Below are 24,782 nucleotides of genomic sequence, written 5' to 3' on the forward strand. Positions count from 1 at the left end.
ATTAGTCCCTCCCTTCGGGTTGCTTAATGGCTGCTGCGTGTGTTGCACTCAACTTACGTAGGGGCAAGGGCAGTCCGTCACCATCATAATAATCCGTATATTGTTCATCAAAGACCCGTTCAATGGCTTGGCGCTGCTGACGATGCGTCTGTCGGGCGGCAACATTAATGGAGGGAATGGCGGCTAAGAGACGCTGGGTATAGATATGGGCAGGATGGTCAAAGATATCCGTTCGACTTCCCGTCTCTACCAACCTTCCCCGATGCATAACCGCAATGTCATCGGTCATATGGCGAACAACACCCAAATCGTGCGAAATAAACAAAAAAGCAATCCCTAAATCGCGTTGAATTTGCTTCATGAAATTTAATACTTGTGCTTGGACTGACAAATCAAGGGCTGATACGGGCTCGTCAGCAATAATAAGTTTCGGGTTGGTGGCTAAAGCCCGGGCAATCCCTATTCGTTGACGTTGACCACCTGAAAATTGGAATGGATACTGAAAAAGGGTCCTTTGTGGCAGGCCAACAATTGATAGGAGTTCTCTAATCCGCTTATTCTCTGCAACTGGATCTAGACGTTCAAAATTTCGAATTGGTTCGGCAATGATGTCATAGATATTTTTACGAGGATTTAAACTCGATAATGAATCTTGAAAGATCATCTGTACATCGCGATTATAATGTTTTTCTTTCCGTTGCCGAGGGCGACTAACATCCTGTCCTTGGTAGAGTAATTGTCCGGAGGTCATGGCTTCCAAACCGACAATGGTTTTACCAATCGTTGACTTTCCTGACCCTGATTCACCAACCAGCCCCAGCGTTTGGCCCGGATATAGGCTAAGGGTAACTCCATCTACTGCTTTTACCCGATCCGTAACTCGGTTAAAAAAGCCTGATCGAATGGGATAATGCACCTTTAAATCCTTTAATGTTACTATTGGTTCTTTCATCACTGCACCTGCTCTTCTGGAAATTCAAACGTCCGCCATGCTTCACCCCTGACAAAGTGTTGGGGAGCAACTTCGACTAACTCATCAGCAATCGGCTGATCTGCCAGCTCCTGCATCCAAGGAACCCGTTGTAAAAATAAATCCTTGTGATGGTCCATTTCGGCCAAAGCGGGGACTGTTCCTGGAATCACATACAAATCATCCTGCTCTTGCTCTATTGATGGATTTGACTTCAAAAGTGAACGCGTATAAGGATGCTTAGGGTGGGCAAATAGCTCTGCTACTGGCGCCTTTTCAACAAGTTGACCGGCATACATCACAGCCACGGTATCTGCCACTTCAGCTACCACGCCTAAATCATGGGTAATCAAGAGCACCCCAGCGTGCTTTTTTTCTTGGATGCGTTTAATCAAATCAAGTATTTGTGCTTGAATCGTCACATCCAAAGCAGTCGTTGGCTCATCTGCAATGATTAAATCAGGATTATTCGCAATTGCTAAGGCTATCATAATCCGTTGTCGCATCCCCCCTGAAAGTTGATGGGGAAATTGACGTGCAGTCCGGGCCGGGTTCACAATACCCACCTGGTCCAATAATTCAAGCACCCGTTGCTTATATTCGCTGGGTTGATACACATCGCGCATCGCCATAGCCTCTTTAATTTGGTCCCCAATCCGCATTAAGGGGTTTAACGCAGCCAATGGATCTTGAAAAATCATTCCCACCTTCTCACCGCGTAATTTAGCCATTTCTAAATTCGATAGACCGATCAATTCCTGATCTGCCAGCGTGATGCTTCCCGTCACCTTTGATTGATTTGCTTTATGCAGCCCCATCACTGCCGTAGCAAAGGTACTCTTCCCTGAACCAGATTCACCAACTAGAGCCACTACCTCATCACGATGAATATCTAAATCTACTTGGTAAATGGCGGTTTGCCAGTCACCATTAATCATAAAAGATACGGTGACCTTCTTGCCGCTTAGTAACAACTGCTTCTCCATACCCTCTGTCTCCCTTCACAGCTCACAGCGTTCTGCTTTCACCTTCTAAGATTAGAATGTTTCGTTTATTTTCTAATAAAACATTCATAATTACAAGGGTATATCTTAATTTTCTATCATAACGGCACGAAAAAACCGCCTGGTATGGAACCGTGGCGGTTTTTTATTTCTATGCTATAAAAGGTACCTTCGTGACCTTTGGCACTGTTTGCTGATCAATAACGGCTAATAATGTCTCAATTAGCTGTTGTGCTAAAGCCGTAATTGGCTGTTGAATGGTAACCAAATTGGGAAAAAGGCGCCGCATTAACTGAGTACCATCATATCCGATGACCAGACAGTCCTGCTGACTTCCTTGTATATAACGAATTAAATCAACGGCATCTAAGTCATTTGTCGGTATAATAGCATCATAATCCTGACTTGCTATTTCTTCATAAACATTTGCCATCGTGACCCGCTTCGTTGCTACCTGGTAATCATGTAAAACTTTCTCTGCACATTCAATCCGAGCCAAGGTAGGCGATGATGACATGTCCGGATCGACAACAATGAGCACATTAGTACAGTCCTGACTAAGCACGTACTGTGCCGTTAACTGTCCCGCTTGACTATGATCAGCTTGAACAATGGGAATTTGGTCTGACAAATAGCGATCAAAAGACACGATGGGTAAGTGTAAGTCGTGGTATTCACGGATATTTAAGTTATGTGAGCCGGTAATAATCCCTTCTACTTGGTTGGCCTGTAACATCGCTAATGCTCCTTCTTCCCGGGCTGGATTATCAGCCGAAGAAACCAACATCATCCGATAACCACGACTAAATAATTGCTGTTCTATCCTATTGACTAGCTCAGCATAGAAGGGGTTTAAAATATTGGGGAAAATTAGCCCAATAATTTTAGAACGTTTACCTTGCATAGCCCGGGCCATTGCATTGGGTTGATAATGCAAGTCACGCATCGCTTGCTCAACCTTGTTGATAGTCTTTTGACTCAAGGAGCCATATCGATTAATCACCCGAGAGACCGTTGTAACTGAAACACCTGCCCGTTCAGCCACATCACCTAATTTCACTACCATTTTGCTAACATCCTTTGACTGCTTAATATCTTTTATTATACCCCATTCTAAAAAAAGCGGGCAGTCATCGCAAAATCACCATTTTGAGCAAAAACTTCCACAATTGACTGATCAATGATCAAATAAAGACCTTTTTGCTCAGGCGAAAGAGGAATTGACCGCTCATCTTCCCCATCATTTTCCCAATTTTTCCTGATCATTCTTAAGTGATTTGCATCCACAGTTAGCGTCAATGAACCCAATTTCAAGTGCCATCCAGGTTTAATAACTGCAGTATAAACCCCTGGTTCTAAGAACGTAGTTTCATTTTCTGGCAGGGGTCTCGCTTTAACCAATAATTCTGCTGGCGGAAGCTGCTTCAATTGCTTATCTACTAAACTTAACTGTCTGGGAGTAGTCAGCAAATGTGCCCAACCCGTTTTGACGGTCGGTAAGTTAGCCTCCCGTTCTGCTGACATCATACCCGCCCATCCCCACATCAAAGTGCGATCTTGATGGGTTAATGTCTGTGGTGCATAAAATTCAAAACCAGCATCAAGTTCTTGCAGGGCGCTTGTACACTTAAACTTGTTTGCCTTTGCATCAAAATTACCCACAACATAAGCTGTGTTATGAATATTTTGCCAATGATTACCCTGAGCTGATAGGCCCTGTGGTGATACTACTAGTACTTGTTGCTCACCTAAGGTTATAATGTCGGGACATTCTAGCATATACCCTCGTTGATCCAACAATTGATCTTGCAATAAACTCCCTTTAAACACCCAACTTTTTAAATCTTGAGATTCATAATAAATGACATCTCCCACTAAGTCAGTGCGTTGGGCGCCCAAGAGAAGATAAAAGGTATTTTCAACGCGCCAAATTTTGGGATCTCTTACATGACGTGTATAGCCTTTAGGAACATCAACTAATGGTCCTAACTTGGTAAAATGAATGCCATCTGTTGACACTGCCCAACACTGACAACTCGCTACTGATTCTCCTTTGTTATCCCGAATATTCCCTGTATAAAATAAGTAAAGCTTATTTTGATAGACCAAGGCACTACCTGAGTAAACACCTCCAGCATCGTAGGGTTGATCTGCAGCGAGGGCAATGGGTTGGCGTTCCCAGTGAAGCAAGTCTGATGAAGTAACGTGCCCCCATACTTTATGGTGGTGATTTACTGCTTGATTATTCCACTGGTAAAACACATGATAACGACCTTTAAAATAACAGAGGCCATTGGGGTCATTTAAGAGCCCCCACTGTGGGTAAATGTGAAATTTTTCATAGCCATCCTGTTCCGATAAAAACATCCCGTTCTGGTTCATTCAGTACGCCTCCTCACTACATTATTTACCTTCATCCATGCACATACAAAAAGGCCGTCACTTACGGCCATTTACACTCTAATTGTCATTTTCCTTTTTAAAAATTGCCTTTTGTAAGGTTAACATAGGGTCTCCTGCTGCTAATTTGGTTTGACCCGTCACCTCAATGTGATCAAAATCAGGTGTATTCGTTACAATCGTCATGATAGCTGGATTGAGGCCAGCGGCTTTAATCTGGGCGATATCAACTGTTCCCAATACAGTGCCTTGGCTTACTTCTTGCCCCACAGTCACTGCAGTGGTAAAGCCCTTCCCTTTTAGATTCACAGTATCAATGCCAATGTGTAGCAAGAGTTCGATGCCCTGATCTGTTATCAAGCCGTATGCATGACCAGTATCTGCTACCAAGGAAATATGTCCTTGCTGAGGGGCCAATACATTCAACACACCATCTTTGGCTGGCTCAATAGCCGGGCCTTGACCCATCATGCCTGAGCTAAAGACTGGATCTGGTAACTTAGCCAAAGGCATTGCTTGACCGTCAACCGGAGCATATACAACATTGTCTTCAACCTCAGTCTGTACCATCACTACTGGTTCAGGCAGGACATGCTTATCGGTCCTCGTCGTTACAGCCTTAGGCATAGCAAAAGCATTAGTCAGTAAAAAGGCCACTAAAATGGTCGCTAACGAAACAATCAGCTAGATAACTAACATCCGCATGTTATAAATGTACATTAGGTAAGAGGGTAGGACCGCTAAGCCATATGTGTTGGCTTGTACATGGAAAATACTTAATACGGCAGCCCCTAACCCTGATGTTAGAACTGTCACCATTAAGGGCTTTAAGTTATAACGAATCAATACGCCAAACAAAGTCGGCTCACTTACCCCAAATAATTGAGACATAAAACCACCACTGGCATTGGCTTTAGCATCATCATTACGTGCCCGAACCATCATCGCTAAGGCCACGCCCAAATTAGCAAATCCATACATTGCTTCTAACGTAATGAGAGGATTAAAACCAGTATTCGCTAAGAGTGATGTCTCAACCATGATCATGGTATGGTGAACACCTAATAAGACCATCAAAGGATAAAGGGCACCAATAATGAAGCCCCCAATTCCAAATGGAATATGAATTAAGGCTTCAACCCCTGAAACCATCTGCAATTCAATACCATGCATTAACGGACCAATTCCCACAATCATAATCATAAAGGTCACTAACATAGTAAAAAATGGCGTAAAAATTTGTTCTACTACATCAGGCATATGCTTTCTGAAAAAGAGTTCCAGCTTCGCACCAATTATTCCGGCAACCATTGCCGTCAAGACTGATCCTTGCGCTCCTACCACTGGAATAGTGCCAAAAAGATAAAGGGCTTTGGCTGAGCCGTCAGCCACCGCATAAGCATTTGGTAGAATTGGTGATACCAACATTAATCCAATGACAAGTCCAATAATGGGTGTTCCCTTAAAATAACGAAAAGTTGACCAAACAATTAAGGCTGGTAGAAATGCAAAAACAGTATCCGTCAAAACTGAGGTAACTTGCTGAATCGCTTGTGGAATATCACTTGGTTGAGCACCAATCAAAGCCAATACGTTAGGATTGAAAAGCATACTCTTTAGTCCTAAAAAGAGCCCTGTCGCCGCAATCACTGGTACGATTGGTACAAAAATACCTGATAGCATCGCCATTAATCGTTTAACCCAGGATTGATCCTGTTCATTAGCTGGGCTTGACTGTCCTTGATCATCATCCTGCCCGTAAATTGTATTGACTTGTTTCAAATCTTCAATGGCGGCATAGACCTTGTTCACTGTTCCCGTGCCAATAATAACTTGGTACTGGCCAGAACCATCAAAAATCCCCTTCACATCTGGTAACTGTTCAATCGCTTGATCGTCAACCTGTTGGCGATCCTTTAAGACGAATCGTAACCGAGTTTGGCAGTGGGTAACACTGATGACATTATCTGGTCCAATTAAATTGATTAAGGCTTGTGCCTCTGCTTGATAATCCTTAGCCATGTTTTCTCTCCATTACTAGTGCTTGATAAGGTTGCAATATACCAGGTTTAACCAATGTAGGGTCCCAATTCGTTAATAAAATCGGTCCGCCTTCCACATTAATGGCTTGCACCTGACTAGATAAATTAACCATGATTAATAAATCATGTTCTCGATCTACCCGCCGATAGGCAATGACAGAGTCCGGTGTATCTAATACCGGTTCAAACATCCCCGTGGTTAAGGTTGTCGCCCACCGAGAATGATAATGCAACTGAATCATTGCCTTATAAAAATTCAACGTACTTCGTTGATCTACCTGTTCATCTAAAACATTATGCTCTGGCTGGTTACCGGCTGGCGCTAGCCAAGGAATTCCCGTAGTAAATCCACATTGTGGACTAGCATTCCACTGCATTGGTGTCCGGGCGTTATCTCGTGACCGTTTATTAACTGCTGCCAGTGCCTCATCAGCTGACCATCCCTCCGCCCTGGCTCGGTCGTAGTTATTATGGGTTGAGATATCATTAAACTCATTCATCCCTTGCCGGCTAGCGTTTTCCATACCAATCTCTTCTCCTTGGTAGATGAAGGGTGTACCACGCAAGAAGAAATACAACACTCCAAGGCTAGTAGCACCATAATAATTTCGCCAAACAGGATCTTTAATAAACTTGGAAACCGAACGTGGCTGATCATGATTCTCCAAGAAATTTGCTCCCCATCCAACTTTTTGAATCGCCAGTTGACTCTTAAAAATACGATCACGCCACTCTTTAATGGACCAAGGACGTTGCTTATACATTTCCGATCCAGAATAGATATCAATATCAGCATAGTGAAAGTCAAAAATCATTGAAAAGTAGCCATTAGCTCCAATAAATTCATCATATTCCTCATAAGGCACACCCGAAGCTTCCCCAACCGTCACTGCACCGTAGGGGGCAAAGGTGGTCGCATTTAACTCTTGCAAAAAGTCAGCAATGCCGGGCCGATTTTCCGCCTTTCGTTTGACCTTGCCTAATCCATCATTACCGTCAGGCGTGATATCTGCAAAATCTTGATCTTTTTTAATAAAGGTAATTGCATCAACACGAAAACCTGCAATTCCTTTTTTCAACCACCAGGTAATCATGTCATAGATAGCTTGTCGCAATGCTGGGTTTTCCCAATTAAGATCTGGTTGTTGTGGTGAAAACACATGGTGGTACCATTCATTACGATCAGAAACCTTAGTCCACGATGAACCATTACCAAAATTAGACCGCCAATTATTTGGCGCCTTTTCACCACCTACTCCCTGACCAGGCTTAAAGATATAGTAATCGTGATACTTAGATTTAGGATCAGCTAAGGCTGCTTTAAACCAAGGATGTTGGTCAGATGTATGATTCACGACTAAATCAAGCATGATTTTTATATGACGTACCTGGGCTTGCCTGATTAATTCCTCCAAATCCTCTAAAGTGCCAAAAATGGGATTAACTGCTTGGTAATTTGAAATATCATAACCATTATCGACCATTGGTGATTGATAGACTGGCGATAACCATATCATCGTGATGCCCATCTCTGCCAAATAATCTAGCCTACTAATAATTCCCGGGATATCACCAATACCATCGCCGTTACTATCTTGAAAAGACATTGGATAAATCTGATAGATAACTTCGTTTTGCCACCACTCATTTGCCACTTGCATTTCCATTTACCTCATTTTATCAATTTCTTCACGGACCCGAACCAAAAATGTTAAACGTTTAGCATTATGTTTTTAGTATAAGTAAGCGTTTTCATAAAGTCAAGTTTTTTTCTTAGGACCAAAAAAGCCTAGTAGCTAAGCTACTAGGCTTCATTATCACTCTTAATATATAGTTTAGTTCCGCCACCAAGTATCCACTAAATTAACAGGCGCTTGGCGCTTATGCTCAGTTCGTGCATACCAGGCTTCAATTTTATCGGCCGCGATTGGATCAATCGTGCGTCCTTCTAGGTAATCATCAATTTGCTGATACGTAACCCCCAAGGCCTGTTCATCTGGTAAGGCTGGTCGGTCCTCTTCCAAGTCAGCAGTCGGTACCTTTTCATATAAGTGTTTGGGCGCACCAAGATAGGCTAGGATTTGACGTCCCTGACGTTTATCAAGTCGATATAGTGGGGTAATATCCGCCGCTCCATCCCCAAATTTAGTATAAAAGCCCGTCACTGCTTCCGCTGCATGATCAGTACCAATCACCAAGCCCTGATGCTCACCAGCTACGGCATACTGCATAATCATCCGTTGGCGGGCCTTAATATTGCCCTTATTAAAGTCAGAAATGGTTTCGCCAGCTGCTTCTAACTCCTTGACCACCGCATCTGTTACCGGTTGAATATTAACCCGAATGACCCGATCAGCCGCTTGCCAGGCGATGGCATCTAATGCATCTTGTTCATCAGATTGCTGATTATACGGTAAGCGCATCGCAATAAACTGATAGTGGCTATCGCCTGTCTGGGCCCGGAGCTCATTAATTGCGGTTTGAGCCATCTTACCAGCTAAGGTTGAATCTTGCCCCCCCGAAATACCAAGCATATAACTTTTTTGCCCAGTCTGTTCTAAATAGTCTTTTAGTAGTTCCACAGAACGCCGAAATTCTAAGGCTGGATCGATTGTTGGCTGCACACCTAATGTTTTAATTATCGCTGCTTGTTTATTGCGCATTATCTTCCCCCGTTGTTGGCTCATCCCCCTGACTATGTTCAGCCTGGTAGGCAGCATCCTCGACTGCATAGGCATCACTAACCACCTTCACATAATCACGCACTTCATCAATCAGGTTCATCTTGTTTTGCCAAGCCTTATTTGATAGATCGACCGGGTAAACTTGAGGATTAAGATTACGCCGATACTCAGCCCATAAAGCACTCAAACGTTCCTTTGCATAGGCCTTAACTTCGCTCAAGGCCGGTGAGTGATAAACAACCTCGCCATCAACAACTACATCTTGGAGAATGGGACGGGCCGTGTAGTTATGAATGGTTTTATTCAGATAAGGATAATCAGGATTAAACATATAAAGACCATCCGGATAGTTTCGCGGATCTTCATCCCACAGAGCCACATAATCACCCTGTGACTTACCGTCCTCATTTGAAGTGATCCGCCAAACTTGTTTCTTTCCAGGCGTTGAGATTTTTTCAGCTGAGCTGGAAATTTTGATGGTATCCGTCATCTCACCCTGGTCATTTTCAATTGAAACAACCTTATAAACACCACCTAAAGCAGGCTGATCATAAGCCGTAATCAACTTGGTACCAACCCCCCAAACGTCAATTTTGGCACCTTGTTGTTTTAAACTGGTAATCGTTTCTTCATCTAAGTCATTAGAGGCATAAATTTTTGCATCTGGAAAACCAGCGGCATCCAACATTTTACGCACTCCCTTTGACAGATAGGCCATATCACCTGAATCGATTCGGACCCCTTGAAAATTAATTTGGTCGCCAAACTCACGGGCAACTTCAATGGCCGAAGGGACCCCAGAGCGCAGGGTATCATAAGTATCAACTAGGAAAACGCAATCATGATGGGTTTGAGCATAAGCCTTAAAGGCCTCATAGTCACTACGATAAATTTGTACCAAACTATGAGCATGCGTTCCAGAAATTGGAATCCCAAAGAGCTTACCAGCCCGAACATTTGAGGTAGCATCAAAACCACCAATGTAGGCAGCCCGGGTGCCCCATAAGGCAGCATCAAGCTCTTGAGCCCGCCGAGTACCGAATTCCAAAAGGCCTTGATCACCTACTACCATCCGCATCCGTGACGCCTTGGTAGCAATCAATGTTTGATAGTTAATAATATTCAAGAGAGGTGTTTCAACCAGTTGGGCGTCAAATACTGTTCCCTCAACTTGTAAAATCGGCTCATTATTAAAGACTGGTTCGCCTTCTCGCGGAGCGCGTACCGTGCCCTTAAAGCGCCAATTAGCTAGGTAATCGATAAAATCGTTATCAAATTTGCCAGTTGACCGAAGGTAGTCAATATCACTAGCTGAAAAATGCAGGTTTTCTAAATAATGTAAAATCCGCTCTAAACCAGCGAAAACAGCATACCCATTCTTGAAAGGTAGTTTACGAAAATACATTTCAAAGACAGCATGCCGCTGATAAACCCCTTCTTTAAAATAGGTCTGCATCATAGATAGTTCATAAGCATCCGTGTGCAAGGCTAAGCTATCATCGGGTAATTGTTGCGTCATGATTGATTCTCCAAATCTTTATCAGTACTAGACCTAACTGTTTTTATCTAAACAGTCTAATTTTACCATACTTCTTTTGCTTCGCTAGTCCCTTATCTCCTTACCTTATCAACCCAGCGGATAGAACAATCAATTTATTTGTAAGCGCTTCATTGACTTTCACAACTAAGGAGACTATGCTGGGCCGTGAATTCAAATAAGGTAAGCGTTTACCTATCCCCTTCGTAGCTTCACATTCAACTTTTTAAGTTAAAGGAGTTTTCATCATGACAAGCACTCATCAGCAAACGGCTTTTACTAATACAAATTTTCGACTCGATGGCAAAGTTGCCATTGTAACTGGTGGTGCCAGTGGCTTAGGTTTTTATTATACAAAAGCCCTTTTATTATCTGGAGCCAAAGTTCTCGTCGTTAGTCGCAAAGCAGAAGCTTGGCCAACTGTTAAAGAATTTGCTCAAGCCGTCGATGGTCAAGTTGCTTTCCTAAAACAGGACCTCACAGCTGACTTAGCTCCAACTACTATTGTGCAAACAGCTTTAGCTAATTTTGGCCAAATTGATATCTTGGTTAATAACGCTGGTTTGCAACGACGCCACTCCTGGATCGATTTTCCAGAAACAGACTGGGATGCTATTATCCAGATTAATTTAACGGCTGTCTATCGACTCTCGCAGTCAGTTGCTAAGGTAATGGCCCCCCAACATGCCGGCAAAATCATTAATATTGGATCAATGCAGTCCTTTCGTGCCGGTAAGTTTATCTCCCCTTATACTGCCAGCAAACACGCCATTGTGGGCTTAACTAAGGCCTATGCTGATGCACTAGCTCCTGATAACATTCAAGTAAATGCCTTAGCTCCCGGTTATATTGATACGCCGATGACCGCTAGTTTACAAGCCGATCCCAAACGCAATCAAGAAATTCTAGCCCACATTCCTGCCCAGCATTGGGGGGACCCGACTGAATTGATGGGCGTTATTGTTTTCTTAGCTAGCTCAGCTGCTAACTACATTACAGGTGCTGTCATCCCGGTTGATGGTGGTTATCTACTCCGTTAAACATGCATAAGATTTTTTTAGGAGGTCACTCATGACACAAAAAGTTATTGTTCCAGTTAATTTAGCAAATGCCGGCAAAGACTACTTAGTTCAACACGGTTATCGTCTGATTGAAGTTCCTAAGACCAGTGCTGACATAATCCTCGCCAAAGGTAAAGCGGCTGAAGGTTTGATTTTAATGACTGATCCTTTTCCAACCGCCGTTGCCAAGCAATTACCCGAACTAAAAATTGTCGCTCGGCATGGTGTTGGCTATGATAATCTGGATCCAAAGGCGCTAGCCGCCTTAGGCATTTGGGTGACCATTACCGCCGATGCCAATGCTGATACGGTAGCGGAAACGACCCTGGCAGAAATATTAGACCTTTCAAAAAAGCTGACAGCTAATTCTATGGCCATGCGACAAGGCGATTTCACCTATAAACAAGACCACCTTGGCTTTGACCTGGCCGGAAAAACGCTTGGCATCATGGGCTATGGTCGAATTGGTCAACGACTAGCTAAAAAGGCTAGTATGCTGGACATGCAGATTAAGATTTACTCACCAAACTTAACCCATCCAGAATATGGAACAGCAGTTAGTCGGTCAGAACTACTACATGAAGCTGATATTTTAAGTTTACATATGCCGGTAAATAGCCAGACCCGGCATAGTATTAATGCCGCAGTATTCAAGCAAATGAAATCTTCTGCGGTTTTAATTAACATGGCTAGAGGCGCTTTGATTAATCAACTTGACCTCGTTCAAGCACTGCAAGATAAAACCATTGCTGGCGCAGCCTTAGACGTTTTTGACCAGGAACCGCTTCCACTAACTAGTCCCCTCTACCGCTTGGATAATGTTCTCCTAACACCTCACATCGCTTCGAATAGTAAAGAGTGTATGGATTGCATGGCTGTCGATGCTGCTAAGGATGTCGTTCAAGTGCTATCCGGTCAGCAACCAAACTGGCCAATCAATCACCCCATTGCAACACCCCTTGATTAACCCTTTTTAGAAATTTCATGTTTAGGGTTGACAATCTAGTTAATATCACTTAACATTCTCGACAAGGAATATGATAGAGATTAAACAAGTTGAGCAGGAAAGTAGAATTGAGGACTGTGTTTAGAGAGACAACGGCTGGTGAGAGTTGTTCACAAGGACTAATTTGAAAATGGCCTGTGATTGGCGTTAATGAGCAGCAAGTCTGTGAGTTAACGACGGGGTGGTCACCGTTATCAAGACACACGAATCGGCACAGCATCATTTCGCTCCCTGCCTGCTCGTTGTAAGGTCTAAGTAAGTGATTACTTAGACGAAGTAGAATGGTACCACGGACAACCCGTTTCTATTTAACCGGCATCTAAAATGCTGGTTAGTAGGAACGGGTTTTTTATTCGCTAACATTAAAGGAGTTTATACTATGAAAAAGAAAACACTGATTACTACACTTGCTCTTGTCGCCGGGGTTGTTGCCGTTGCCACGGTCGTTCCTAACATTGGTCACAGCGATGATAAAACTGTTACTGTCGGGATTGTTGGTACAAGTGACCAAGCAATATGGAAGGAAGTCGCTAAAACAGCCAAGCAAAAATATGGCATTACCGTGAAAACCAAGACCTTTACTGACTATAACCAACCTAACCAGGCCGTTGCTGATGGTTCAATTGATCTCAATGCCTTCCAACACGTTTACTTTCTAGACAATTGGAATCAACATAATCATAACCAAGTCAAAGCCATCGGTAAGACCTTTATTACGCCAATTCGTCTTTATGCTCCTGATTATAAGAGTGTTAAGAGCTTAAAGAAGGGTGATACCATTGCCATTCCAAATGATCCAACCAATGAAGGACGATCCCTCATCCTGCTTGAGTCTGCCGGCTTAATCGATCTTAAATCATCTAAACTACCAACGACCAAAGATATTAAGGCAAATAAAAAGGCCTTGAAAATCAAGGAAGTTGCGGCCGACCAAGCAGCATCGGCTCTTAAGTCAGGTAGTGTTGATGCCGCGGTTGTTAATACTAACTATGCTCAAGAAGCTAAAATTCCCTTAGACTCAGCAATTTATGTTGAGCCCCTTAATAAGAAGGCGGCACCATGGATTAACGTCATTGCCGCTAAAAAGTCAAAGGCCAAAACTAAGGCCTACCAACAGGTGGTAAAGGCTTATCAAACGAAGAAAACAGAACAGGTGCTCAAGCAACACTGGGGTGAAGCTGAAATACCTGCCTGGAATCTCAAATTAAAGTAATGATCTAGCCCTGCTAGTCATCTGCTTAACAGCGTTATGATTTGACGCATTACAAGGAGAATTTCAATGCCAGTAATTGATTTAAAAAACATTAATGTTACGTTCAAACAAAAGGACAAGACGATTACAGCGGTCAACAATGCCTCACTTAAAGTTGAACAAGGCGATATTTATGGCATCGTCGGTTATTCAGGAGCAGGTAAGTCAACGCTTGTACGGACAATTAATCTTTTACAAAAGCCCAGTTCAGGAAGTGTAACTGTTAACGGTACCAATATGCTTTCACTATCAGAAACTGAATTACGGACCGAGCGGAAGAAAATCGGTATGATTTTCCAACACTTTAACTTAATGGATGAGTTAACCGTTTTCGGTAACGTAGCCTTACCTTTACAACATGCTGATCTTACGACAAGTGCTTTGACAGCGAAGGTTAACCATCTCCTAGACCTTGTAGGTTTAAAAGACCGCGCCACTAATTATCCGGCTCAACTCTCTGGCGGTCAAAAGCAACGGGTGGCCATTGCCAGGGCGCTAGCTAACGACCCGCAAATTCTACTATCGGATGAGGCAACTTCAGCCTTAGATCCTCGCACAACCAACCAAATTTTAGCCTTACTGAAAAAGTTGAATGCTGAACTTGGTTTAACCATTGTGCTCATTACGCATGAAATGCAAGCTGTTAAAGCCATCGCCAATAAGGTGGCCGTTATGGAAGCCGGTTCCATTATTGAGCGCGGTAGTTTGCTAGATATCTTCACCCAACCACAAAAGCAACTCACCCGTGACTTTATTAACACCGCCACTAATCTTGATGAAGCCCTAGTCAATGTACAAACCCTCCTGGCTGAGCAACCATTAGCAGCCGATGAGAAATTAGTACAGGTACAATATGTAGGTGCTAATACAGCGCAGCCCCTACTCTCAAAAATCTATGCCGACTTTGGTGTCTCTATTAATCTCTTGTATTCCAACATGGAAATTTTGGCTAATACTCCCGTCGGCCTTTGCATTGCCGTCTTCAAGGGTAAGCCAGCCGCCATTCAAACTGTCGTTGATAGTTTGAACGACCATTCTGTAAAGACAACCTTTCTAACGCTTGGAGGTGCTACTAATGCTTAACTGGATTCAAGTTCATTTCCCAAATATATATGCCTTGGGTTGGACTGGCGATGGTGGTTGGGGAACTGCTATCTTTCAAACTCTATACATGACCTTTGGTGCGGCTTTAATTGGCGGCCTACTTGGACTTGCCTTTGGGATTGGCATTGTCTTAACTGCTGATGATGGCATTAGTCCACACCCCCTAGCCTATCAAATCTTTGATAAGGTTATTTCCATTGGCCGTGCGATTCCCTTTATTATCATGGTGGTTATTATTTCACCAGTGACCCAGGTCTTAGTAGGTACAACCATTGGTGCTACCGCTGCCTTAGTTCCCCTGTCACTAGGTGTCTTCCCTTTTTTTGCACGTCAAGTTCAGGTGGCTCTCTTAGATGTGGCGCCCGGAAAGGTTGAAGCTGCCCGATCCTTTGGTGCATCTAATACAGACATTATTCGCGAAGTTTATCTGCGCGAAGGGCATTCAGAATTAATTCGTGTTTCTACTGTCACCTTAATTAGTTTGGTTGGTTTAACTGCAATGGCTGGTGCCATTGGTGCCGGTGGACTAGGTACCACCGCTATCGTAACCGGTTACCAACGCTTCCAACCAGATGTCATGTGGTTAGCCACTATCCTAGTCTTGCTCTTTATTTTAATTATTCAATTTGTTGGTGATTTCCTAGCTCGCCATCAACACCACGGAAGCTAAACACACCTTTAAAAAAAACGATAACATGTAGCCTACTAAAGTCCGGCTACATGTTATCGTTTTTTATTTAATGCTAAAAGTTGTATTTGAGAGTGGATGACTTAAGTTCTCTACCGTTAGCTCATCGACCCGTCCATAAGGGCTGGGTGAGCTTTGTACTTGCTTAATAAACTCAGCAATTATATTAGCCGGCCCACTGGCTATAATATGAACAGAACCATCAACAGCGTTATAAACTTCACCAACTAGACTTAATCTATCAGCAATCATTTTCGTTGCATATCGAAAACCTACACCCTGTACATGACCGTTTACACGTATTTCCACTGTTCGTTGCATCATAACCTTCCCTTCACAGCTTATGTCGGGTCTACCTCAAACCACAAAAAAACCTCACACGCTAAGGGGTGCGACAAAAGCCATTCAACCTAGACTTGGCTCATTGCCATCATCGTAACGGTTTATACCCCAAAACATGAGAGATTCGATAGTTTATTTAACTACAAGCGTTACCCTGGTCTTAGTCAACCAATTCCAAAATAACCATTTGTGCAGCGTCACCACGACGTTGGTCAGTCTTTAAGATACGAGTGTATCCTCCGGCACGACCTTCAAAACGAGGTGCAACATCGTCAAACAAGTGTTGTAATGCACTTTGAATCTTAACGTTATCATCCTCGGTAACGTCAACATCTGCAACAACATTACGTAGGAAAGCAGCGGCCTTACGACGTGAAGCCAAGTCACCACGCTTACCCAAAGTGATCATCTTTTCAGCAGTCCGACGAACTTCCTTCGCCCGTGCCTCAGTTGTTTGAATGCTACCATTGATCAACAAAGCAGTTGTCAAGTCACGTAACATCGCCTTACGTTGTGCGCTATTGCGTCCCAACTTACGGTATCCCATGAGTGTCTCCTCCTTTTCTTGGAATTCTATCTTTAATCTAATCTTCCTTGCGGAACCCTAAACCGAGCACTGCCAGCTTATCCTGGATTTCGTCAAGTGATTTGCGACCCAAGTTACGAACACCCATCATTTGAGTTTCAGTGCGATCTGTCAACTCTTGAATTGTGTTAATACCGGCCCGCTTTAGACAATTATAAGACCGAACAGACAAGTCCAATTCTTCAATTGGCACTTCAGCATGCTTACTTGCTGTTGGTTCTTCCTTGTCTAACATAACTTGTGTGTCCACAGCACGCTCAGATAATTCAACAAATGGCTTCAAATGATCTGAAAGGATTCGTGCAGCTAATGAGATCGCCTCAGTTGCTGTTAATGAACCGTCAGTCCAAATGTCCAATGTTAACTTATCAAAGTCATTACGTTGACCAACACGCGTTTCCTCAACTTGATAATTTACGCGTTCGATTGGGGTAAAGATTGAATCAATTGCTAGAACACCAATTGGCATTTCATCATGCAATTCCTTATTCTGGTCGCCTGATACATAACCACGACCACTAACTGCAGTCATTGTCATATGTAACGTTGCCCCAGCTGCAACCGTTGCGATGGGCAAATCTTCGTTTAAGATTTCAACATCAGCATCACCAGTAATATCACCGGCAGTCACAGTAGCTGGACCATTTACGTTAACTTCGAGCGTTTTCTCTTCATCACTGTCGATACGCATTGAAACCTTTTTCAGGTTCAAGATGATTTGCGTGACATCTTCAACAACTCCTTCGACCGTTGAAAATTCATGCAAAACGCCATCAATTTGTACTGAGTTAATTGCCGCACCTGGCAATGAAGACAACAATACACGGCGTAGGGAGTTACCCAAAGTAGTTCCGTAACCACGTTCAAGCGGTTCAACCACAAACTTACCGTAATTACTATCCTCTTCAACCAGTGTAATCTTTGGGTTTTCGAATTCAAGCATACTGTTTGTTACCCCTTTCAAAGCATTGTGTGAACTAGTTGCAATAACAATTAGACACGACGACGCTTTGGTGGACGTGAACCGTTGTGTGGCACAGGAGTAACATCAGTAATTGATGTTACTTCCAAACCAGCAGCGGCTAACGCACGAATAGCTGCCTCACGACCTGAACCAGGTCCCTTAACAGTTACTGCAACAGTCTTCATGCCATCTTCCATTGCGTTCTTTGCAGCTGCTTCTGCAGCCATTTGAGCGGCGAATGGAGTTGACTTACGGCTACCCTTGAAGCCAAGAGCACCAGCTGATGACCACGCTACGGCGTTACCTTGAACGTCAGTGATCATCACGATAGTGTTGTTGAATGTTGCGTGGATGTGTGCAACACCCGACTCAATATTCTTCTTTACACGACGCTTACGATTAGTACGACCTGCCATATTGAAGTAATCTCCTTTCCTTAAAAATTAATTACTTTTTCTTACCTGCAATTGCAACAGCTGGGCCCTTTCGTGTACGAGCATTGTTCTTCGTGTGTTGTCCACGAACAGGCAAGCCCTTACGATGACGGATACCACGGTATGATGAAATTTCTTGCAAGGCTTTAATGTTCATTGAGATCTCACGACGCAAGTCACCTTCCACCTTCATGCTGTCAACAACAGCACGGATGGCATCTTCTTGGTCAGGGGTCAAGTCACGAACACGGACATCTTCGGAAACATTTGCTTCCTTCAAAATCTTTTGCGCCGTTGCGTTACCGATTCCATATATATATGTTAATGCGATCACGACACGCTTGTCGCGAGGCAAGTCAACACCAGCAATACGAGCCATTACGATTACCTCCTTATTTCTAAAATTTGTGTGTCAAGAATAATTACTTACCTTGACGCTGCTTGTGCTTTGGGTTTGCTGAGCAAATCACCATAACACGACCGTTACGCTTGACAATCTTACAACTGTCGCACATACGCTTTACAGATGGACGAACCTTCATGATATTTACCTCCCCTTGGATTTTTGATGCTTGACTACTTAATATAGCGGTATGTAATACGGCCCTTCGTCAAATCATATGGTGACATTTCTACCGTCACGCGATCCCCAGGTAAAATCCGGATAAAGTTCTTCCGAATCTTTCCTGAGACGTGCGCTAGAATTGACGCCCCGTTTTCCAATTCAACGGTAAACATGGCATTTGGCAATGTTTCTTTAACAATGCCCGAAATTTCAATAACATCTTTGGCCACGTTGCTGCCTCCTTAGTGTGACATTGGAGAACGTAACAAGTTATTATAACACAAGATATCAGACTTTTTCAATATCTTTGCCTAACAGATTACGCGTCCAAGCTATCTAATACCTTTTTTACATCAGCGAATACATCGTCAAGGGCACGTGCCCCATCAATTTTATGCAACACATTCTTGTTGGCATAAAACTCTGCAATCGGCTCTGTTAACTTACCATTGACATCGAGACGATTCTGAATAACTTCAGGAGTGTCGTCTGCCCGTCCCCGTGCAAGCATCCGCTTAACAAGAACATCGTTATCAGCAGTAAAGTATAGCACTGCATCAATTGACCGTGCATGCTTAGCTAACATTGCTTCCAATGCTTGTGCTTGTGCAATATTTCGTGGGAATCCATCTAAAATAAAGCCTTGCTGCGTATCAGGTTGTGCTAGACGTTCTTCAACAATGCCGTTTGTTACCTCATCAGGTACTAAGTTACCAGCGTCCATATAAGACTTCGCCTGTAAACCTAATTCAGTCTCATTGGCCATGGCCTCACGGAACATGTCCCCGGTACTGATGTGGGGTAAGTCATAAGTCTCAACGATCTTTGCAGCCTGAGTACCTTTACCAACGCCGGGTAATCCCAGCAATATGATATTCTTGCTCATTTTGTTTTGACTCCTTCTTGAATAAAACCAACATACTGCCGCTTCATTACTAATCCTTCGAGTTGCTTAATCAAATCAATCGTTACCCCAATAACAATGAGGACAGACGTACCTGACATAGCAAGATTGCTACTCAACCCAAGGTAAAATGTGGCTAGGATGGGAGCCAATGCGACAAATCCCAAGAACAGTGCCCCAACAACAGACAAACGCATCAATAAGGAAGACAACCACCGTTCAGTCGCTTTCCCTGGCCGTACGCCTACAATATAACTACCCTGCTTTTGCAAGTTCTCTGCCACCTTCTCCGGATTAACCTGAACAAAGGCATAGAAGAAAGTAAAGAGGACAATTAATAGTGTATAAACTATACCACCTTGCATTGTTTGCATGTTAAGAAACTGCATTAACGTATTATACCAACCAGTATCTCCAAATTTACCAGCAAACAATTGTAAAATTGTTTGCGGCGTCACCATCAACGATGAGGCGAAGATAACCGGAATCACACCTGCAACATTGACCTTCAAAGGTAGGTAGGATGTGCTACCAGAACCCTTTGATTGACGGGTATATTGCATTGGAATTTTACGAATGGCTTGGTTAACCCAAGTAACGAAGCCAATCACGATGATTAAGATAATCAATAAGCCCAAGACGAAGGCCCAGCCACGCGCTTGACTAGGATCAACGAGAATGTGTTCTTTAATTGGTTGATATAGTTCAGCTGGCGCTTGTGAAATAATACCAGCAAAGATCAACATTGAGACACCTTGACCTAACCCACGTTCAGTAATCATATCACCCAACCAGACCGCAAACATCGATCCAGCTGTCAAAATAAAGCCAATTAGCAGATATGTTTGGATATTTGGTGTGGTCACCAAATCGACCTGGCTTAATTGATTAAATCCTGCAGTAATACCAATTGACTGAACAAAAGCCAAAACAATCGTTAGGTAACGGGTCACCTGGTTTAACTTGCGTCGACCAACTTCCCCTTGTTTTGACCATTCAACAAATCGTGGCACAATATCCATTTGCAGGAGCTGTACCACGATTTGCGCAGTAACGTATGGTGATACGCCCATTGCGAACAATGAATAATTCGTTAAACCACCACCGCTAAACATATTCAAAATGCTGCCGAGCCCAGAATTTGCAACGTCACTAAGTGCGGCTGGATTAACTCCAGGAATTGTAATAAACGCACCTATTCTGTAAACAACTAAAATCCACAAAGTAAAAAACAACTTTTTACGAATGTCTTTTTCTTTTAGAGAGTTGAGCACGGTTTTTAGCATTAAATCACCTCAGTCTTACCACCAGCAGCTTCGATCGCTGCAACAGCTTTAGCTGAGAACTTATCTGCTTTAACAGTTAATGACTTGTCTAATTGTCCATCAGCCAAAATCTTAACGCCGCTCAAAGTTTTCTTGATAACACCGGCTGACTTTAGCAAGTCAGGCGTTACTTCAGTGCCGTTATCAAATTGGTTCAATGCAGTTAGGTTAACAACAGCGTATTCCTTACGGCTGATGTTAGTAAAGCCACGCTTTGGCTTACGACGGAAGAGTGGCATTTGACCACCTTCAAAGCCCATCCGTACCTTACCACGTGCTTTTTGACCCTTTTGACCACGTCCTGCAGTTTTACCATTTCCGGATGATTCACCACGACCCACACGATTGCGGACCTTACGTGAACCTGCAGAAGTTTGGAGTTCATTAAGCTTCATTAGGGTTCTACCTCCTTTTAAGCATTCTAGTTATTGACTTATTTAACTACTTCTACCGTAATCAAATGAGCAATCTTAAACAGTGCACCACGCGTTGCTGCGTTGTCAGGCAATACGACTGAAGAGTTCACCTTGTTTAAACCAAGTGACTTTACGATCGCACGCTGATTTGGCTTACGGTGAGCAGCACTTTTAACAAGTGTAACCTTTACTTGATCGGTCATTTTCTGCCTCCTTAATCTGCCAAGTGCTCGAGTGAGACCTGACGCGTATCTGCAACTTCATCTGCGCTCTTCAATGATTGAATAGCAGCAAAAGTTGCGCGAACAACGTTGATTGGTGTTGATGAACCAAGTGACTTAGCAGTCACATCGGCAATCCCAGCCAATTCCAAGATGGCACGCGTAGCACCACCAGCGGCCACACCAGCACCTTCAAGGGCTGGCTTCAACAAGACGCGTCCACCACCGTAGACACCTACTGTATCATGAGGGAGGGTAGTTCCAACTGTAGGAACAGAAATGATATTACGCTTTGCATCTTCGACAGCCTTCCGGATAGCTTCAGGCACTTCTTGTGCCTTTCCAGTACCGAAACCAACATGCCCATTGCGGTCACCAACAACTACCAAAGCGGCGAAACGCAAACGACGTCCACCTTTAACAACCTTGGTAACACGGTTGATGGCCACAACGTTTTCTTCTAATTCTCCAAGTGTGTTTGGATCAATATTAGCCATTTTAATTTCCTCCTTCCCTTAGAACTTCAAACCAGCTTCGCGAGCAGCTTCAGCCAATGCACGAACCCGGCCATGGTACAAATAACCACCACGATCAAAGACAACTTCTTCGATTCCAGCAGCTTGACCATTCTTGGCAATCAATGCACCAACTTGAGCAGCTTGTTCAGTTTTTGGTGCATCAGCAATTGATGCATCCAAAGTTGAGGCACTAGCAAGCGTCACACCCGCTACGTCATCAATTAATTGCGCGTAGATGTTCTTGTTAGAACGGTAAACGTTCAAGCGTGGGCGCTTCGCAGTACCAGAAATCTTACCACGAACGCGTGTGTGCCGGTGTTGGCGCACCTTGTTCTTGTCTGACTTCGTAATCATTGTTCGTAACCTCTTTTTTTCTTATTTGAAAGATATACTAAATAAGTAAATCTGGAGACGTTGCCTGCTCCAGTTAAACACTCGGTTTAAATTACTTACCAGTCTTACCTTCCTTACGTGCAACGTGTTCGTTCTCGTAGCGAATTCCCTTACCCTTATATGGTTCTGGTGACCGAACGGCACGAATTTCAGCGGCAAAATCGCCAACTCGTTGCTTGTCATTTCCACCAACAACCACTGTCAAAGAGTCAGGAACTTCAACAGTCAATCCTTCACGATCAGCAAAGGTAACGGGGTGTGAGTAACCAACGTTCAAAACAAGATCACTACCTTGCTTTGCTGCACGGTATCCAACACCAACCAACTTCAAAGTCTTCTTGAAGCCCTCTGTAACACCCTCAACCATGTTTGCAACATTGGCGCGAGTAGTTCCGTGAAGTGCCTTAGTACGACCGTCATCTGAAGAACGGTTAAATGAAACAGTGTTACCATCAACAACCATTTCGATTTCACTAGAAATTTCACGTGAAAGTTCACCCTTAGGTCCCTTAACAGTAACGTGGTTACCATCAACAGAGATCTCAACGCCTTCAGGCAAAGTCAACTCTTTGTTTCCGATACGACTCATGAGATAGACACCTCCTTTTTATAGAATTTTTATTACCAGACGTAAGCTAATACTTCGCCACCAATTTTCTTGGCGCGCGCTTCTTTATCGGTGATAACACCTTCAGAAGTTGAGATGATAGCGATACCTAATCCGTTCAAGACCTCTGGCACAGCATCTGACTTAACATATGAACGCAAACCTGGCTTTGAAATACGCTTCAAACCAGAGATAGCACGTTCCTTGTCAGCACCATACTTAAGGAAAACACGGATGACACCTTGCTTGTCATCTTCAATGTATTCAACGTCACGAACAAAGCCTTCGTTCTTTAAAATCTCGGCGATGTCCATCTTGATCTTAGATGCAGGTACTTCGACAGAATCGTGACGCACCATGTTGGCGTTACGAATCCGCGTCAAAAAGTCTGCAATTGGGTCAGTCATTGACATTGATGTTGCCTCCTATTTTTTATTCCTGAAAATCAGTTTTTGATTACTTAGCAAAAGGCATGCCCATTTGAGCAAGCAATTCACGACCCTCTTCATCAGTGTTAGCTGTCGTGACGATCACGACATCCAAACCGCGAACCCGGTTAACGTTATCGTAATCAATTTCTGGGAAAATAAGTTGTTCCCGAATTCCCAACGTGTAGTTTCCACGACCGTCAAAGGCCTTTGGTGAAACTCCACGGAAGTCACGAACACGTGGCAATGAAATGTTGACTAACTTATCCAAAAAGTCATACATACGCTCACCACGCAAAGTAACCTTTGTACCGATTGCCATTCCTTCACGTAGCCGGAAGCCAGCGATTGACTTCTTAGCACGTGTAATAACTGGCTTTTGACCAGCAATTAACTCAAGTTCAGCAACAGCTTCGTCCAAGTTCTTTGAGTTTGAAACAGCGTCACCAACACCCATGTTCAACACGATCTTATCGATCTTTGGTGCTTGCATGATTGATGAGTAATCAAACTTTTCCATCAACGCAGGGGTTACCTCATTGACGTACTTTTCCTTTAAGGGATTTGCCATGATAATGATTTCCTCCTTTCACCTAAAAATTTATGCTAAAGTCTTTCCAGACTTCTTTGCAAAGCGTACTTTCTTACCATCTTCAACCTTGTAACCAACCTTGGTTGGTTCATCAGTAGAAGGGTCAAGCAATTGTACGTTTGAAACGTGGATTGGAGCAGGTTGCTCGATAATTCCACCTTGTGGGTATTGGTTGTTGGCTTTTTGGTGTTTTTTCATCATGTTAACACCTTCGACAACGACACGATCTTGGCTAGCTAACGTCTTGATAACTTCGCCCTTCTTGCCCTTGTCTTTACCGGCGATCACAACCACCTTGTCACCTGTCTTTACAAACATGCGAGGCTTCCTCCTTGATTTAATGATGGTCTTTTACAAAACTTCAGGTGCCAATGAAACAATCTTCATGAAATCATTGTCACGTAGTTCACGAGCAACTGGTCCGAAGATACGAGTGCCCACAGGGCTCTTGTCATCTTTGACGATAACTGCAGCGTTCTCATCGAACTTAATGTATGAACCATCAGCACGGTGACTACTTGAAACAGTCCGAACGATAACAGCCTTAACAACGTCACCCTTCTTCACAGTACCACCAGGAATAGCTTGCTTAACAGTTGCGACAATGACGTCACCGATACCAGCAAACTTACGTCCTGAACCACCCAAAACTTTGATGGTCAAGATTTCGCGCGCACCAGAATTGTCCGCAACCTTTAAACGACTCTCTTGTTGAATCACGTTTTTGTCCTCCTTCCGT

General features: G+C 43.4%; 30 protein-coding genes, 1 pseudogene and 1 other annotated feature. Of the genes and pseudogenes, 5 read left to right on the forward strand and 26 right to left on the reverse strand.

Annotated features, from left to right (window positions below; all coding sequences use genetic code 11):
• Nucleotide 1: 1 nt before the first annotated feature.
• The 8 genes and pseudogenes from G414_RS0103605 to G414_RS07240 form a co-directional block, all read right to left on the reverse strand.
• On the reverse strand, nucleotides 2–952 hold the full coding sequence (locus tag G414_RS0103605; RefSeq protein ID WP_022791498.1) for an ATP-binding cassette domain-containing protein: 951 nt from the start codon (nucleotides 950–952) through the stop codon (nucleotides 2–4).
• A complete protein-coding gene (locus tag G414_RS0103610; protein ID WP_022791499.1) occupies nucleotides 952–1,956 on the reverse strand; it encodes an ABC transporter ATP-binding protein in 1,005 nt (334 codons plus the stop codon). Before G414_RS0103610 ends, G414_RS0103605 begins: the two co-directional genes overlap by 1 nt.
• Nucleotides 1,957–2,125: 169 nt before the next feature.
• Nucleotides 2,126–3,040, reverse strand: coding sequence for a LacI family DNA-binding transcriptional regulator (locus G414_RS0103615; protein WP_022791500.1), 915 nt, complete (start codon nucleotides 3,038–3,040; stop codon nucleotides 2,126–2,128).
• A gap of 47 nt (nucleotides 3,041–3,087) precedes the next feature.
• A complete protein-coding gene (locus G414_RS0103620) occupies nucleotides 3,088–4,356 on the reverse strand; it encodes a glycoside hydrolase family 32 protein (RefSeq protein ID WP_022791501.1) in 1,269 nt (422 codons plus the stop codon).
• Nucleotides 4,357–4,434: 78 nt separating this feature from the next.
• Nucleotides 4,435–6,396 (reverse strand): annotated as a pseudogene (locus G414_RS07235) (PTS sucrose transporter subunit IIABC).
• Complete coding sequence (locus G414_RS0103630; RefSeq protein WP_022791502.1) at nucleotides 6,389–8,083, reverse strand: alpha-glucosidase; 1,695 nt, start codon at nucleotides 8,081–8,083, stop codon at nucleotides 6,389–6,391. The pseudogene G414_RS07235 and the gene G414_RS0103630 overlap by 8 nt, the downstream one beginning before the upstream one ends.
• A gap of 168 nt (nucleotides 8,084–8,251) precedes the next feature.
• Nucleotides 8,252–9,079 (reverse strand): ammonia-dependent NAD(+) synthetase, encoded by an 828-nt coding sequence (gene nadE, locus G414_RS0103635; RefSeq protein ID WP_022791503.1) that lies wholly within the window; start codon nucleotides 9,077–9,079, stop codon nucleotides 8,252–8,254.
• Nucleotides 9,069–10,619, reverse strand: a complete 1,551-nt coding sequence (locus G414_RS07240) for a nicotinate phosphoribosyltransferase (RefSeq protein ID WP_022791504.1) — start codon at nucleotides 10,617–10,619, stop codon at nucleotides 9,069–9,071. Before G414_RS07240 ends, nadE begins: the two co-directional genes overlap by 11 nt.
• A 266-nt stretch (nucleotides 10,620–10,885) precedes the next feature.
• On the opposite strand from G414_RS07240, the gene G414_RS0103645 reads away from it, so the two are divergent.
• From G414_RS0103645 to G414_RS0103665, 5 genes are all read left to right on the forward strand, one after another.
• Complete coding sequence (locus tag G414_RS0103645) at nucleotides 10,886–11,677, forward strand: glucose 1-dehydrogenase (RefSeq protein ID WP_022791505.1); 792 nt, start codon at nucleotides 10,886–10,888, stop codon at nucleotides 11,675–11,677.
• Nucleotides 11,678–11,708: 31 nt separating this feature from the next.
• On the forward strand, nucleotides 11,709–12,665 hold the full coding sequence (locus G414_RS0103650) for a phosphoglycerate dehydrogenase (RefSeq protein ID WP_022791506.1): 957 nt from the start codon (nucleotides 11,709–11,711) through the stop codon (nucleotides 12,663–12,665).
• 80 nt (nucleotides 12,666–12,745) lie between these two features.
• Nucleotides 12,746–13,013, forward strand: a binding site (T-box leader).
• A gap of 70 nt (nucleotides 13,014–13,083) precedes the next feature.
• A complete protein-coding gene (locus G414_RS0103655; RefSeq protein ID WP_022791507.1) occupies nucleotides 13,084–13,917 on the forward strand; it encodes a MetQ/NlpA family ABC transporter substrate-binding protein in 834 nt (277 codons plus the stop codon).
• A 66-nt stretch (nucleotides 13,918–13,983) separates the two neighbouring features.
• Nucleotides 13,984–15,039 (forward strand): methionine ABC transporter ATP-binding protein, encoded by a 1,056-nt coding sequence (locus G414_RS0103660; RefSeq protein WP_022791508.1) that lies wholly within the window; start codon nucleotides 13,984–13,986, stop codon nucleotides 15,037–15,039.
• Nucleotides 15,032–15,730 carry a methionine ABC transporter permease gene (locus G414_RS0103665; protein ID WP_022791509.1) on the forward strand — a complete coding sequence of 233 codons (699 nt, stop codon included), beginning with the start codon at nucleotides 15,032–15,034 and terminating at the stop codon, nucleotides 15,728–15,730. The genes G414_RS0103660 and G414_RS0103665 overlap by 8 nt, the downstream gene beginning before the upstream one ends.
• A gap of 63 nt (nucleotides 15,731–15,793) precedes the next feature.
• On the opposite strand, the gene G414_RS0103670 is transcribed toward G414_RS0103665, so the two are convergent.
• The 18 genes from G414_RS0103670 to rplN form a co-directional block, all read right to left on the reverse strand.
• Complete coding sequence (locus G414_RS0103670; protein ID WP_022791510.1) at nucleotides 15,794–16,072, reverse strand: acylphosphatase; 279 nt, start codon at nucleotides 16,070–16,072, stop codon at nucleotides 15,794–15,796.
• Nucleotides 16,073–16,250: 178 nt separating this feature from the next.
• Entirely contained in the window at nucleotides 16,251–16,637 is a 387-nt protein-coding gene (gene rplQ, locus G414_RS0103675) for a 50S ribosomal protein L17 (protein ID WP_022791511.1), read from the reverse strand.
• A 37-nt stretch (nucleotides 16,638–16,674) separates the two neighbouring features.
• Nucleotides 16,675–17,619, reverse strand: a complete 945-nt coding sequence (locus G414_RS0103680; protein ID WP_022791512.1) for a DNA-directed RNA polymerase subunit alpha — start codon at nucleotides 17,617–17,619, stop codon at nucleotides 16,675–16,677.
• 50 nt (nucleotides 17,620–17,669) lie between these two features.
• Entirely contained in the window at nucleotides 17,670–18,056 is a 387-nt protein-coding gene (gene rpsK / locus G414_RS0103685) for a 30S ribosomal protein S11 (protein WP_022791513.1), read from the reverse strand.
• A gap of 31 nt (nucleotides 18,057–18,087) precedes the next feature.
• Complete coding sequence (rpsM, locus tag G414_RS0103690; RefSeq protein ID WP_022791514.1) at nucleotides 18,088–18,453, reverse strand: 30S ribosomal protein S13; 366 nt, start codon at nucleotides 18,451–18,453, stop codon at nucleotides 18,088–18,090.
• Between the two features lie 43 nt (nucleotides 18,454–18,496).
• Nucleotides 18,497–18,616: a 50S ribosomal protein L36 gene (gene rpmJ / locus G414_RS07570; protein WP_081634560.1), complete on the reverse strand. Its 120-nt coding sequence runs from the start codon at nucleotides 18,614–18,616 to the stop codon at nucleotides 18,497–18,499.
• A gap of 34 nt (nucleotides 18,617–18,650) precedes the next feature.
• Nucleotides 18,651–18,869 carry a translation initiation factor IF-1 gene (gene infA / locus G414_RS0103695; RefSeq protein ID WP_022791515.1) on the reverse strand — a complete coding sequence of 73 codons (219 nt, stop codon included), beginning with the start codon at nucleotides 18,867–18,869 and terminating at the stop codon, nucleotides 18,651–18,653.
• A gap of 89 nt (nucleotides 18,870–18,958) precedes the next feature.
• Nucleotides 18,959–19,525, reverse strand: a complete 567-nt coding sequence (locus G414_RS0103700) for an adenylate kinase (protein WP_022791516.1) — start codon at nucleotides 19,523–19,525, stop codon at nucleotides 18,959–18,961.
• Nucleotides 19,522–20,829, reverse strand: a complete 1,308-nt coding sequence (gene secY, locus G414_RS0103705) for a preprotein translocase subunit SecY (RefSeq protein WP_022791517.1) — start codon at nucleotides 20,827–20,829, stop codon at nucleotides 19,522–19,524. The genes G414_RS0103700 and secY overlap by 4 nt, the downstream gene beginning before the upstream one ends.
• Nucleotides 20,829–21,263: a 50S ribosomal protein L15 gene (rplO, locus tag G414_RS0103710; protein ID WP_022791518.1), complete on the reverse strand. Its 435-nt coding sequence runs from the start codon at nucleotides 21,261–21,263 to the stop codon at nucleotides 20,829–20,831. Before rplO ends, secY begins: the two co-directional genes overlap by 1 nt.
• Before the next feature lie 38 nt (nucleotides 21,264–21,301).
• The gene (rpmD, locus tag G414_RS0103715; protein WP_022791519.1) at nucleotides 21,302–21,487 is read right to left on the reverse strand and encodes a 50S ribosomal protein L30; all 186 of its coding nucleotides are present in this window, start codon (nucleotides 21,485–21,487) and stop codon (nucleotides 21,302–21,304) included.
• Between the two features lie 11 nt (nucleotides 21,488–21,498).
• Entirely contained in the window at nucleotides 21,499–22,002 is a 504-nt protein-coding gene (rpsE, locus tag G414_RS0103720; protein ID WP_022791520.1) for a 30S ribosomal protein S5, read from the reverse strand.
• Between the two features lie 18 nt (nucleotides 22,003–22,020).
• Nucleotides 22,021–22,377, reverse strand: coding sequence for a 50S ribosomal protein L18 (gene rplR, locus G414_RS0103725; RefSeq protein ID WP_022791521.1), 357 nt, complete (start codon nucleotides 22,375–22,377; stop codon nucleotides 22,021–22,023).
• A gap of 91 nt (nucleotides 22,378–22,468) precedes the next feature.
• Nucleotides 22,469–23,005, reverse strand: a complete 537-nt coding sequence (rplF, locus tag G414_RS0103730; protein WP_022791522.1) for a 50S ribosomal protein L6 — start codon at nucleotides 23,003–23,005, stop codon at nucleotides 22,469–22,471.
• 32 nt (nucleotides 23,006–23,037) lie between these two features.
• On the reverse strand, nucleotides 23,038–23,436 hold the full coding sequence (gene rpsH, locus G414_RS0103735) for a 30S ribosomal protein S8 (RefSeq protein WP_022791523.1): 399 nt from the start codon (nucleotides 23,434–23,436) through the stop codon (nucleotides 23,038–23,040).
• A gap of 43 nt (nucleotides 23,437–23,479) precedes the next feature.
• Entirely contained in the window at nucleotides 23,480–24,022 is a 543-nt protein-coding gene (rplE, locus tag G414_RS0103740) for a 50S ribosomal protein L5 (RefSeq protein WP_022791524.1), read from the reverse strand.
• Between the two features lie 30 nt (nucleotides 24,023–24,052).
• Nucleotides 24,053–24,361, reverse strand: coding sequence for a 50S ribosomal protein L24 (gene rplX / locus G414_RS0103745; RefSeq protein ID WP_022791525.1), 309 nt, complete (start codon nucleotides 24,359–24,361; stop codon nucleotides 24,053–24,055).
• 33 nt (nucleotides 24,362–24,394) lie between these two features.
• The gene (rplN, locus tag G414_RS0103750) at nucleotides 24,395–24,763 is read right to left on the reverse strand and encodes a 50S ribosomal protein L14 (protein ID WP_022791526.1); all 369 of its coding nucleotides are present in this window, start codon (nucleotides 24,761–24,763) and stop codon (nucleotides 24,395–24,397) included.
• Between the last annotated feature and the right edge of the window lie 19 nt (nucleotides 24,764–24,782).

The organism is Weissella halotolerans DSM 20190, from assembly GCF_000420365.1.
GTDB lineage: Bacteria > Bacillota > Bacilli > Lactobacillales > Lactobacillaceae > Weissella > Weissella halotolerans.